The following is a 12,532-nucleotide window of genomic DNA, read 5'->3' on the forward strand; positions in this document are numbered from 1 at the left end:
TCTATCGGTAAAAAACTTGACAAGTGACGCTAACTCCTGAAATTTCAAACAGGAATTTTGTCTCCTTTTTATTTTGACCTTTACCTCATTGAAAATCAATTGTAACTTATAAAATAGACATAAAACCCGGTTAAAGGAAAATCAACATGGAAAAAGACAACCATTTCACTCTCAAACAAATCGGCACCATAAAAACACCTTATGAAAAAAATGCACCCTATCAACCCCTATATACAGATAACCAAGAATTTTATATTTTACTTAACAATGAATATGTTGACGGCCTGAGTGAACTAAAAAAGTTTAATTATATTTATCTTATTTTTTTTGCTGACCGTATCATCCAGAAACCCGAAATGATGGTATCTCCCCCCTGGGATAAAGGGAAAAAAGTGGGTGTCTTTGCGAGCCGGTCTCCTGTTCGACCCAATCCTATTGGTTTAAGCATTGTCCAGATCAAAGAGATTGTTGAAAATAAAATTTATACTTCAGGATTGGACGTGTTTGATAAAACGCCCCTGCTTGACATCAAACCATATATAAAGGATCTTGATAACAAAGATAATGCCAATTATGGATGGATTAAGGAAGGGGGATCTCCACCTGAATGAAAGATGCCTGTCAGGTGACAGATAAGAAAAGAGAACCCGATAATCCCAATGAATAAAAATTAATTCCTGGTAACGAACTAAGGGGATTGACGATCATGGTAACGTTACTTATACTGAGCCGGTAACCCATGATTATTTTTGGCTTTGAGAGGAATTAAAATGGAAACCCATGAATTATGGAATGTTCACTTTTTAAACCAGATTCTTGACACTATGGCCGAAGGCCTGTTTACCCTTGATGAAAATGGAATTATAACCTCCTGGAACAAGTCCATGGAAAAAATAAGCGGCTATCCTGCCCAGGAAGCCGTAGGGAAAGGATGCCGCCTGTTGCAATGCAGTCGCTGTTTTGGAGAAAACTGTCCTGCTGATATAAAAAAGTGTGGTGTGATCCGGCATGGACGAACAGAAGCCAAGGAATGCTTTATCCGGCACAGGGACGGCCATGACATTGCCGTGATAAAAAATGCCAGGCTGTCCAGGGATGAGGATGGCACAGTACTCGGGATTGTAGAGACGATTACGGATTTAACCGAGCTTAAAAAAATTAAAAAGAGGGCTGATCGAGCCCAGAAACAGCTGAAAAATGTGTATCGGCTTGGCAATATTATCGGGAAAAGCACTGCCATGCAGAATGTGTTTGATGCCATCCGGGCTGCTGCCAACAGCCAGGCCAATATTCTGATACAAGGGGAAAGCGGAACCGGAAAGGAATTGGTTGCATCTGCCATCCATTATAACTCTGCCAATGCTGAAAGTCCCATGATAACGGTTAATTGTTCGGCTCTTTCCGAGGGTCTTCTTGAAAGTGAGTTGTTCGGCCATGTAAAAGGGGCCTTTACCGGCGCCCACAGGGATCGAAAAGGGAGATTTGAGGAGGCGGATACGGGCACCATTTTTTTAGATGAGATTGGTGAGCTGACACCCTATATGCAGGTGAAACTGCTCCGGGTTCTCCAGGAAAGAGAAATTGAAAGGGTGGGGGACTCAAAGAAAATAAAGATTGATATCAGAATTATTGCCGCCACCCATAAAAATTTGTATGACCTTACCTCCCAGGGTAAATTTCGTGAAGACCTTTTTTACAGGCTCAAAGTATTTCCCATAAATGTCCCGCCCCTGCGAGAACGACGGGAGGATATCCCCTTGCTGGTTCACCATTTTATCCAAAAAGGGAATAAACGGGAAGTAAAAAAAATTACCCATGTGACTGCACAAGGAATGAAAAGGATAATGGAGCATTCCTGGCCTGGAAATATCAGGGAACTTGAAAACGCCATTGAACATGGGTTTGTTATTTGTGATTCCAATCAAATTGCAGTAACGGATCTGCCCGTGGAAATAAGAGAAGCCCCATTAAATCCAACTGATGTTAGATTAAACCCGCAAAAAAATGCAGTCCTGGAAAAAAATTATCCAATTTCTTCTTTGACCAAAGAATCGTTGATTCAATTGCTGGACGATTGCGGGTGGAATAAAGCAGAAGTTGGAAGACAGATTAATAAAAGCAGAACCGCCGTCTGGAAGTATATGAAAAAATGGGACATCCCATTGCAAAAATCATAAAATGGTATTGCCGGGAAGGCAGACTATCTGTCTTCCCGGCAACTTATTTTATCTGCGGTCTTTTTAAAGGATGGTCAACCTAAATTATTCCTGGACCTTGTCAAGGCTTATTCCAAGCGCTTTTGCAACACCTTTTCCATAATCTGGGTCCGCTTTCATGCAGTTACCGATATGGCGGATTTTAATTTCTTCGGGCGCATCCCCCATTGCTCGACCCGTATTGCCGAAAAGCGCTTGCTGCTGATCCGCATTCATTCCTCGAAAAAGGTTGCCGGGCTGGGTGTAATAATCGTCATTGTCTTCACGATGGTCCCATTGGTCAGCTGCGCCTTCAAGATCCAGGGGTGGTTCAGCAAATTCAGGCTGTTCCTGCCATTCTCCATAAGAGTTTGGTTCATAGCCAAGGGTGCCGCCGTGGTTGCCATCCACCCGCATGGCACCATCCCGGTGATAGCTGTGAACCGGACATCGGGGCCGGTTGACCGGAATAAGATGATGATTGACACCAAGCCGGTACCGCTGGGTATCTCCATAGGAAAACAGCCGGCCCTGGAGCATTTTATCCGGGGAAAATCCAATTCCCGGGACAATATTGGTCGGATTAAATGCAGATTGCTCCACCTCGGCAAAATAATTTTCAGGATTCTTGTTTAGTTCAAGAACACCTACATCAATGAGGGGATAATCTGCATGGGGCCAGACTTTGGTCAGGTCAAAGGGATTAAAGGCAAATTTTGATGCATCCTTTTCCGGTACTACCTGGATTTTCAAATCCCATTTTGGGAAATCACCCTTTTCGATGGTTTCTAACAGATCACGCTGGTTACTTTCCCGGTCTTTTGCCACAATGGCTTCAGCCTGCTCATCGGTGAGGCATTTGATTCCCTGTTGTGTCTTAAAATGAAATTTAACCCAGAATCTTTCATTGTCGGCATTGATCAAGCTGTAAGTATGACTGCCATAGGCATTCATGTGACGGTATGACAAGGGGATTCCCCTTTCACTCATGGTGATGGTTACCTGGTGAAGCGATTCAGGAAGAGAGGTCCAGAAATCCCAGTTATTTTTTGCGCTCCTCATATTGGTTTTAGGATCCCGCTTCACCGCATGATTAAGATCTGGGAATTTTTTGGGATCTTTTAAAAAAAATACAGGGGTGTTGTTGCCCACCAGGTCCCAGTTTCCCTCCTGGGTGTAAAACTTCATGGCAACCCCGCGAATATCCCTTTCTGCATCAGCAGCCCCCCGCTCTCCTGCCACAGTGGAAAATCGAATGAACATCTCTGTTTTTTTCCCAACTTCAGAAAAAATATTGGCCCTTGTATATTGGGTGATGTCATGGGTAACGGTGAGGATCCCATAGGCGCCGGACCCCTTTGCATGCATCCGGCGCTCGGGGATTACTTCCCGGTCAAAATGAGCCATTTTCTCTAAGAACCAGGCATCCTGTAATAATTGCGGGCCTCGCGGTCCGGCAGTCATTGAGTTTTGATTGTCAGCGACGGGTGCGCCTGCATTGTTTGTTAATTTTTTCTTTTCAGACATGGAAGCCTCCTTTTTAAAATTTATAGGATGTTAGATATCATTTGATAATGATTATCAATAACTGGACAAAAAAAAGTTATTTTTCTTTTGCCAGGCAATCGCTGCAAATACCGAAAAAGTCCAACCGATGACTCAAAATTTTAAAATGAGTCTCATTGGCAACTTCATTTTTCATATCATCCAAACTATCTAATTTTGGATCAATAATTTTTTTACATTTTATACAGATTAAATGGGGATGGGGGTAGGGCTTATTCCCATCATATCGGTTGCTCCCATCCGGAAACCCCAACTCAAGAACCTCACCAAGTGATTTAATTAATACAATATTTCTATACACGGTGGCAAGGCTCATTGTGGGAAAATCCTGTTTTAATTGCCCATAGATATCTTCAACCCGCGGATGTCCTGTGCTTTTGGCTAATATTTTAACAATAGCCAGCCGTTGAGGTGTTATTTTATGATGATTTGTTCTTAAGCTTTGAACAATTGTTTCAAATCTTTTTTTAGGATCGGACATTTTATGATCAAGCAATTGGCGCCTCTTTTCTTTAAATGATAATCATTATCTATTAACAGGTATTCTTTTTGGTGTCAACATCTTCTGTATTTATTTTGGGGATCTCGCCAGGGAAGATAAAGAATTGGTTTAAATCTTATGCCGGGTTATGGTATATATTCCCAAGGCCGTGTCCCTATGGATGCGGCCGAAAAATTTAAAATAATACTTGGGTTTGGTGAAAAAAGGATGACATTCAATATAGCAATTAACGGATATGGAAGAATTGGGCGGTGCGTGGCAAGGGCCTTGTATGAGTCAAGAAGATTCTATAATAAATTGAATCTGGTGGCCATAAATGAAACAGCCCCGCCTGAAACCCTCTATCATCTGACCCGGTTTGACTCCACCCATGGCAGGTTTCCCCTTGGGATTAAAAAATGCAAGGAAGGACTTTTGATCGGAGGGGACATAATTCATCTTTTTCAGGAAGAAAATATTGTTAACCTGCCCTGGAAGGATCTTTTAGTGGATGTGGTGTTGGATTGTACCGGGGTGCACAATGACAGGGAATCGGCGGAACTTCATCTTTTATCAGGCGCCAGCAAGGTGATTTACTCCCACCCGGCCAAAGATGAGATGGATGCCACCATTGTATACGGGGTCAACCATCATACCCTAAGGCCTGAGCATGCCATTATCTCCAATGCCTCGTGTACCACCAATTGTCTGATCCCGATTCTGGAGGTTATTGAGCGGCACCTGGGCATAGACAGTGGATCCATAACCACTATCCACTCGGCCATGCAGGATCAACCGGTGATCGATGCCTATGGCAAGGATCTGCGTAAGACTCGATCTGCCCTGCAATCCATCATTCCCGTGAGCACCTCCCTGGAAAAGGGGATTGTAAGGATTCTGCCCCAAATGAAAGGAAAGTTTGAAACCCTTGCCATTCGAGTTCCCACCACCAATGTTTCCCTAATGGATATTACGCTTCTGGTAAAATCCGATACCAGTGCCGATGCCGTTAACCAGATGTTAAGCCTGGCTGCTGCAAGGCAATTTAAAGGGATCTTAGGGGCCTGTGATGAGCAGTTGGTCTCCTGTGATTTTAACCACGATCCCAGGTCTGCCATTATTGATCTGCCCCAGACACGGGTTTCAGGCAAACACCTGATCAAAATTCAGGCCTGGTTTGACAATGAGTGGGGCTATTCCAATCGGATGCTGGATACCACCATCGCAGCTTTGGAAGCATGAGGATAGGGTGCCCAAGCACCTGACAGCTCTAAATAAAGGCTGTTGTAAAAAGAGGTTTAATGAAATATATGTTGTGGTATAAAAATAAATTGAATAACAGGGAGTGTTTTAATGGATCCAAATGTAAAGCAGTGGATTGATGAAAAAAAAGATCCGAGAAGTGCCCGGTGGCAAGCGGGTCTTGAAGCAGTTATGGAATTGTTTCTGCCAATTATGGAAAAGGGTCAGTTGACACCCGCTTGTCCCCTGGAAGAAGAGGATTTGCCCATATTCAAAGCCGCTTTGGAAACTGTAGATTTAAGTCCTGGTCTTATCGCTGCTTTTTTGCCTCCTTCCAAAGCCGATTTAATCCTTCCGCCGGATTCAGCCGAAGAATTGGTGCGAATTGAAAAAGAAAAACCATCCTATAAAATTATTATCCAAAGGCCCGGTAAAAATAAACGGATTCTCTGTGCAGAAATTTCAGAATATGCCCATCGGCCAGGCGTGGATATCTTTGAGTCGGGAGCCTTTTTGGGAAAATTTGACTATGATACCCAGAATGATTGTATCAGGGAACTGACAAAAGTTGTATGGGCCCATGCATGGCAAAAAGACAAGTGGCAGCCCGGGGATTATCTGTCCTATACCTTAAGGTGGTTTGAAAAAATTGTTTACCTTGATACGGCAGACGTGAGTGTGAATAAAAACCACTCTTTTTTCCATAGCCCCACACTGGTCAAAATGAATCGGGTTGATGGGTTGTTTCTGCTTTTATACGAAGTATTACAACAACGTTTCAAGGAAGATCCACAAGAACTTCACAAATTATTAGGAGGTGGTGAAAATTCTGAAACCCAGGAAAAGAGGAGTTTCCAGGCCCTGGCAGAAAACTATCTGCTTGATTTGTTAAATGTAGTAAAAAAGTTCGATCTTATGGATTTTAAGAATTTTACCAATGCAGAGACCCATGGATTTACAAAGGAGTTTAACAGAACCGTGGGAAAACTTTCTTCGGACTTTGAAAAAATGGGTTGATTTGAACACCCGGTATCAATACCTATGAAGGATTTTTTGACAAAAAAGTGCTTCCTGGTCCCAATGGAAGGTGTCCAGGAAGCAAAATTGTAATTATTGGGACCCATCCAGGGCCATGAGTTTCAGAGCAATCGCCTTTAATTCTTCGGGAATATTTGAAATATCCTCAAAGGGCCGGACACCGTCCCGGTCGGATTGAATAATTTCATCCATTTCCGGCATAAAACCAAGGATCTCGAAATCAGGCATGCTTTCCCTGATAAGATCTTTATCCGCCGCAGATTTTACCCTGTTCCCCAGAATGACAATGTTTTTAATCCCAATATCCTTGCCAAGTTTCCGGATCTTGTCCGCCGCAACCCGGCTTCTTTTCCCCGGGTTTACAACCACCACCAGGGCATCCACTGAGCCTGAAGTGCCCCGTCCCAGGTGTTCAACACCGGCTTCCATGTCCATGACAACCACCTCATCCCTGGCAAGGACCAAATGATTCATCAACGCCTTTAAAATAGTAGCTTCAGGGCAGATGCAGCCGGAACCGCCATTTAAGACGGTTCCCATTACCAAAAGTTTGACCCCGTCCTTTTCAATGGAAAACCGGTCCGGGATATCATCCACCTTGGGATTTAAGGTGAAAAATCCTCCCATTGTGCCGGGGACGGCGCCCGTCCTTTCTGCAATGAGATCCGACAGCTCTGCAATGGGTGTTATCGGCTGCGTTTCATCAATTCCAAGCCCCGCTGCCAGGTTGGCAACAGGATCCGCATCAATGGCAATAACGCTGGTTTCTTTATTTAAAGCGGCAATGGTCCGGGCTATAAGTGATGTCACGGTTGTTTTTCCAACACCGCCTTTACCGCCGAATGCAAGTTTTAAACTCAAAATATTACTCCTGCAATTTGATTAAATATAAAAATTTAAGTATCCTAATGATCAGGATATTTTTTCTATCACACGTCCCTTTTCATCCAGTAACAATATCTCGTAATCGGTATTTTGGGCCTGCTCAATGAGGTCATCCTTTAGAATGGCATGAATCTCATATTTTTCATTCATGATATCCTTTGGCATTATAAGAAAGCATTGCTGGGCAATTTCTTTTGTTTTAAAGACCGGAATAAACGTTTTTTCAGTCTCTGGGTCTGTATAGCCCAAAAAATGTTCATTGGATATTCCAGGGTTTTGAATAACAACATAATACCAGTCATCGTTTATTTGATCTTTCAATTTTTTAAATGTCTCCCCAAAGGTTTAGTTCCATCAAATATAAGACAGTTTATTGTAAATTAAAGGCTAAGGATGCAAGACAAATAAAAAAAGCCCCTGCCTTATAAAAAATAAAACAGGGGCTTTTTTTATTTAATGGGTAACAGGTCTAAATTTCAAGCCATGAATCAGAATAAAGGGTTTCACCCATGATGACCCTATAGGTTTTGGCATAATCCTGCATTTCCTTGTCAAGGCCTGGGATATCTGGCTGGTCGCCATCCATCATTCCATAGATCAGGTCCACGATGTCCTGGCGTTTACCCTTGGCAATGTCCGTCAATTTGGTATCAAGGGGATCTGAAATAACAGCTGCCATTCCATATTTTTCCAGCATAACCATATAAGTCCGGTTCAAGATTCCGCGCAAATGTTCCGGAGGTCCATTGGAAATATTGGAAAGACCACAGGTGGATCTTACGCCTGGGGCGATATCTTCCAACATCATCTGGAAGTTGAGAAGGCTCATGCATTGCTGCTGCTGGATATTGACCGGGGTGACAATTCCGTCCACCCAGATTTTTTCATTGGGTATTCCTGCTTCGTTGGCATAGTACAACAGTTCAACCGCAAGGGCCGCTCTTTCATTTTCGTCCCTGGGAAGGCCATCAGGTCCCCACATCAAGGCAACAAAATCCGCATCATACTTGGCAGCCATGGGAACCATTTTTTCGTATCTTGCAGTACGTACCATGATGGAGTTTACAATATGGGGTTTATCCGCAGGTTTACAAACTTTAAGTCCTGCCTCGATGGCATCAATGTTGGAAGAGTCCAGCAACAGAGGCATCTCCGGCACTACTTCCTGAACAACACTAACAACCCATGGCATCAGCTCAGTACCGAACTTTTTAGCGGGTCCAAGATTGATGTCAATATAATCCATACCCAGTTCTTTTTGTTTGAGAACTTCTTTCTGGATGATTTCAGGATTACGTTTGGCAGGATCTGCTTGTTTGAATTCTTTTCCAATCACAGTGGAAATTACATTCAGACTTTCACCAAAAAGAATCATTTTATTTTCCTTTTCATTTTATAATTTTAGAAAGGGCTGGAAATTATGCATATCCAGCCCCGTTTTTATCTATTTATTTTTCAGGAAAGCCGGCAGATGAGCCGCTTCTCTTGGTCCAACTATAATGGTCCAGCCGGGAAGTTCTTCTTCAATATCACCTGCAATGGCAGCTGCATATCCGGGAATAATAAGTTCTTTATGTTTGACCTTATCCATTATACCACTCTTTTTCACAAAAGTTCCCACATCATCACCGCCAAATTTACCGGCAGCCCAGGCAGTCAAGACGGACAGACCTTCAGAATCCTTTACCAACAACCATGCCGGTACTTTACTGGCCTCAATTTCACCGGAAACAATGAAATATGTGAGGGCAAAGTTGGTGGTGACCAGAACCGGTGAATTTTCATCGGGATTGCCAATTTCAAAAATACCTTCGACAACGGTCATGGGCCGCTGGGGGTCGGTGAAGATATTAAGTCTTTCCAGCAGCAGCGGGAAGAGAGATTCTGTGTTGAAATCGGACAGAACGACAATACCGCCGTACTTGGCAACATACATACTTGCGATGAGCGTTTCCATATCCAGGTTGGATGCCATTTCACTTGGAAATGAAATGGTTGGAAATCCCAGGGCCTTATTGGAAGCTTTGAGGGCTGCCCGGCGGATGGCCACCTGGTCCTCAAAGGATTGTTTGATTTCCCTTGATCCTGGATCCAGAACCAGGTCTTTGAGGCCCATACCCGTGAGTTTTTCTGTCAAGGGGATCAGGGCTTCCACTGAATCGGCCTTAACGGCCAAAGGAAGATCTGCTTCCAGGGCAAGGGCGCCCATTTCATCTGCATTGGCCTCTGTGGCTGCATAGAGCAGGGGCCTCTTGAATCCAGCAACTTTAATACCAGCCTTCATGACATCTAAGTCTTGTGTCATGAGTACCAGGTTGAATTCAGATTCCTTGGCAATTTTTTCTGCAACTGCTGCAAAGGCGTCTGCACCATTGCCGGCATCTTTTACAAGCAGCAGTTCAGGCCGCAGGTTCAGGCCCACCCTTTCATACTGAAAGGCATTGTAAGTTTTCAAAGTATTGTCAAGGGCTGCCAGATCAATGTCCGATGACACGGTGGCCGCAAGAACAGTTGGGTTGAAAAAAGTTTTTTCATGTCTGTAAAGAACGGTTTCTCCACCAGTGGCCGTTTTTCGGACACCTTTGCCCAATGCAACCGGGCGAATGGGAGGGGCTGATGCTTCTGCCAGTTTCTCCTTTGCCTCGTCGGAAACATAGGGGCATGCGTCCAATTCCGCCTTTCCAGATGCAAGATTCATTGCAAAGGCAAGGCATGTTGGGACTCCGCACTCCTTACAATTTGTCTTGGGCAGGAGTTTGAATATTTGTATACCGGTTAATGCCATTTTTTTCTCCTTAAGTTTTAAAAAAAACCTTATGAAAAAGATCCGGCAGTATGAATGTGGGTGTAATACTTGCCGGATCTTTTGTTTTACAAACTAGTTAAACAAGTGATTCCATGTCCAGTGCAGGATGACCTTTTTCTTTGAGGAAGGGCATGATGTCTTCCTCTGTCATACCCACGGTTTCATCGGCGATCATGTCAAAGAACCCGGTAACACCCATTTGTTCACTGCGGGCAACAATTCTGTCTTTCAATTCTTCTTTGAGCATCTTGGGCATCCAGACCATTCTCAAAAGTCCACCATCCCCCAAAATAAATTTACCCTGGGTGATGTTATGTTTTGAATGACCGACAAATCCTGGAGAAGAAGCACCACCGCCCATGACACCGGCAAGTGTGGTGAATTTCATACCACAGGGGGTCTCGCCTGCATAATCACGGCCAACGGTCATTACACCATTACAGCCTGGCAGCATGGCAGCAATACATTCGCAGCAACCGCAGGTTGTCATGGGATCAACTACCATGGAGTATAGATTATATTTTTCTACAGCACCCCTGGAGGCTTTTTTTACAAACTCATTAACGCCTGCCCATTGACCCATTTTGGTATCAAGGCATTCCCCTTTTTCAATGGGCTGGTTGGGGCCGGTGGGGCTGATTTCAAAGGCAGCCTTGCAGTCCATCCAGTTGTAGGCACCGCAAAGACCCGTTCTTTCAGGACTTACTGTACAGACATGGCTGGGGGCAAAGGACTGGCACAGGGTGCAGGAATAATAAGTCTCAACATCCTCATCCGTCATATTATCAACCCTGGCGTCACGGGTTGAGTAGTTGTCACGGGCCGTAGCAGTTATTTTGTCAACATCTGCTTTTTTTGTATACAGTGTGACCTGGACTTTATCTAAGATGTTAGAAAATTCCTGATGGAATTTTGCATGGAGAACCACACCAATATCTTTCAGGGTGAATCCCTTTTCAATGGCAGCCTTACTGATACGAACCCAGGAAATATCCCTTTGTCCGATATGCATGACCCCCTGGATATAATTGGTCAGATGATGGATCTGTCTTTCAAGGATGGGTTCAAAATCTTCCTGGAATTCACGTCCTGCAATTTCTACAAAGATTCCAAGGGGAAAGACTTCGCCTTCCTTGATGACGTCAACGTCTGGTCCGTCAAGAATGACCTTGCCATCCTCAATATCACCCAGGGCAGCCATTTTTACAAGTTCGGTGCATTGGGTCTTTCCACCGCCGCACTGGGCATATAGATCTGCACCCCTTACACGCTCGCCCTCATAAGCAGGGCCAAAGGCACAGGGGATCTCAACGTCGGCAACCAGGGTCTTAAGACCGCGGACTTCAACAGATTTTGCGCAGATGTCTTTATGGGCAACAGGGGCAACCACATGCTCGTAGGTACAAATACCCGTGGGAAGGATCTGGGTAATATCTGTGTCAGCTATGGTGGGGAAACCCCAGTTTACACAGCCGGCAGCAGCAACGCCCCACTCGGTTCCAACATCTCCCAGTGCATTGACAAATGCAAACACTCTTTCTTTGTTGTACATGAGAATTTTTTTGTAATCACCTGGCTGAACACCACCAAAGGCCATTGCAACCCTGTTGGCAAATCCCAATGCAAAAACTGCAGAAGAAATGTCCGGGCCGAAACAGGCAATTCGAGTGCTCCAGCCGATCTGTACATTGGCTTCAATGAGCTGCTCAACAACGGTTGTTCCGTTGTGGTTTGCCGCAAGGAACATGTAAAGACCGCGTTGCTGATAATCTTCAATGATCATTTTGGCAGTTTCAGCATCAGGGGCAGAACCCACTATTGCAGCAAAGCCAGGGGCGGAACCATCAACAAACTCAACCCCTCTTTTTCTGAAGATTGTATCATCAGCCGCACCAGTCCAGATTTTTCCGTTTTCAATATCCGGGTCTTCTGCATGGAGATAAAAATCAGGTTCATTCAGGTATCTCAGAGCCTCAATGATTTCATAGGATATAATTCCTGCCATTCCTGCATCCAATAATGGTCCAAGGAAGGGAAGCCAGGTTTTGTTTTTAATGTGGGGGGGGAGAAGTCCCCGTGCAATATCCAGAGGTTCCTGCAAATCTTCAAGGGTTTCAACCTTGATTCCGAAAAGTGAATATATTACCGGCAGAAAATAGCCGGTATTGGGAAACCCGACTTTGGTATCTGCATTGTAGGTTGCAAGTGCTTTTTGTAATTGGCCTTCGGCCTGTGAAACAACTTTATACCCGCCCTGAATGGCAGCAAATGCTATTAATCTTGACATTTTATTCCTCCTCCTTCGTTGAGGATATTATA

The 12,532-nt window shown here is 44.2% G+C and carries 11 protein-coding genes; 4 read left to right on the plus strand and 7 right to left on the minus strand.

Annotated elements, in window-relative coordinates:
* Positions 1-146 precede the first annotated feature (146 nt).
* The gene (gene tsaA / locus ACZ45G_RS05775; RefSeq protein ID WP_464175904.1) at positions 147-611 is read left to right on the plus strand and encodes a tRNA (N6-threonylcarbamoyladenosine(37)-N6)-methyltransferase TrmO; all 465 of its coding nucleotides are present in this window, start codon (positions 147-149) and stop codon (positions 609-611) included.
* 159 nt (positions 612-770) lie between these two features.
* Entirely contained in the window at positions 771-2,177 is a 1,407-nt protein-coding gene (locus tag ACZ45G_RS05780; protein WP_464175906.1) for a sigma-54 interaction domain-containing protein, read from the plus strand.
* A gap of 84 nt (positions 2,178-2,261) precedes the next feature.
* Here the strand turns inward: ACZ45G_RS05780 and ACZ45G_RS05785 are convergent, their stop codons facing one another.
* Both ACZ45G_RS05785 and ACZ45G_RS05790 read right to left on the minus strand, forming a co-directional pair.
* Entirely contained in the window at positions 2,262-3,722 is a 1,461-nt protein-coding gene (locus ACZ45G_RS05785; RefSeq protein ID WP_464175909.1) for a catalase, read from the minus strand.
* 76 nt (positions 3,723-3,798) lie between these two features.
* Positions 3,799-4,257, minus strand: a complete 459-nt coding sequence (locus ACZ45G_RS05790; RefSeq protein WP_464175911.1) for a Fur family transcriptional regulator — start codon at positions 4,255-4,257, stop codon at positions 3,799-3,801.
* Between the two features lie 213 nt (positions 4,258-4,470).
* On the opposite strand from ACZ45G_RS05790, the gene ACZ45G_RS05795 reads away from it, so the two are divergent.
* Both ACZ45G_RS05795 and ACZ45G_RS05800 read left to right on the plus strand, forming a co-directional pair.
* Complete coding sequence (locus tag ACZ45G_RS05795) at positions 4,471-5,484, plus strand: type I glyceraldehyde-3-phosphate dehydrogenase (RefSeq protein WP_464175913.1); 1,014 nt, start codon at positions 4,471-4,473, stop codon at positions 5,482-5,484.
* A 111-nt stretch (positions 5,485-5,595) separates the two neighbouring features.
* Positions 5,596-6,501, plus strand: a complete 906-nt coding sequence (locus ACZ45G_RS05800) for a hypothetical protein (RefSeq protein ID WP_464175915.1) — start codon at positions 5,596-5,598, stop codon at positions 6,499-6,501.
* Between the two features lie 93 nt (positions 6,502-6,594).
* On the opposite strand, the gene ACZ45G_RS05805 is transcribed toward ACZ45G_RS05800, so the two are convergent.
* The 5 genes from ACZ45G_RS05805 to acsB all read right to left on the minus strand — a co-directional run bounded on the left by ACZ45G_RS05805 (position 6,595) and on the right by acsB (position 12,500).
* Entirely contained in the window at positions 6,595-7,383 is a 789-nt protein-coding gene (locus ACZ45G_RS05805; RefSeq protein ID WP_464175917.1) for an ATP-binding protein, read from the minus strand.
* 51 nt (positions 7,384-7,434) lie between these two features.
* Positions 7,435-7,728: a hypothetical protein gene (locus ACZ45G_RS05810; protein WP_464175919.1), complete on the minus strand. Its 294-nt coding sequence runs from the start codon at positions 7,726-7,728 to the stop codon at positions 7,435-7,437.
* Between the two features lie 148 nt (positions 7,729-7,876).
* On the minus strand, positions 7,877-8,782 hold the full coding sequence (locus tag ACZ45G_RS05815; protein WP_464175921.1) for a dihydropteroate synthase: 906 nt from the start codon (positions 8,780-8,782) through the stop codon (positions 7,877-7,879).
* Between the two features lie 69 nt (positions 8,783-8,851).
* Entirely contained in the window at positions 8,852-10,192 is a 1,341-nt protein-coding gene (gene acsC / locus ACZ45G_RS05820) for an acetyl-CoA decarbonylase/synthase complex subunit gamma (RefSeq protein ID WP_464175923.1), read from the minus strand.
* 97 nt (positions 10,193-10,289) lie between these two features.
* Positions 10,290-12,500, minus strand: a complete 2,211-nt coding sequence (gene acsB / locus ACZ45G_RS05825) for an acetyl-CoA decarbonylase/synthase complex subunit alpha/beta (protein ID WP_464175925.1) — start codon at positions 12,498-12,500, stop codon at positions 10,290-10,292.
* Positions 12,501-12,532: the final 32 nt, after the last annotated feature.

The organism is Desulfoconvexum algidum, assembly GCF_055382125.1.

Bases quoted from the DNA above. Each gene is read 5' to 3' on its own strand.
- tsaA (WP_464175904.1), top strand. From the start codon at position 147: ATGGAAAAAGACAACCATTTCACTCTCAAACAAATCGGCACCATAAAA.
- ACZ45G_RS05780 (WP_464175906.1), top strand. From the start codon at position 771: ATGGAAACCCATGAATTATGGAATGTTCACTTTTTAAACCAGATTCTT.
- ACZ45G_RS05785 (WP_464175909.1), bottom strand. From the start codon at position 3,722: ATGTCTGAAAAGAAAAAATTAACAAACAATGCAGGCGCACCCGTCGCT.
- ACZ45G_RS05795 (WP_464175913.1), top strand. From the start codon at position 4,471: ATGACATTCAATATAGCAATTAACGGATATGGAAGAATTGGGCGGTGC.
- ACZ45G_RS05800 (WP_464175915.1), top strand. From the start codon at position 5,596: ATGGATCCAAATGTAAAGCAGTGGATTGATGAAAAAAAAGATCCGAGA.
- ACZ45G_RS05815 (WP_464175921.1), bottom strand. From the start codon at position 8,782: ATGATTCTTTTTGGTGAAAGTCTGAATGTAATTTCCACTGTGATTGGA.
- acsC (WP_464175923.1), bottom strand. From the start codon at position 10,192: ATGGCATTAACCGGTATACAAATATTCAAACTCCTGCCCAAGACAAAT.
- acsB (WP_464175925.1), bottom strand. From the start codon at position 12,500: ATGTCAAGATTAATAGCATTTGCTGCCATTCAGGGCGGGTATAAAGTT.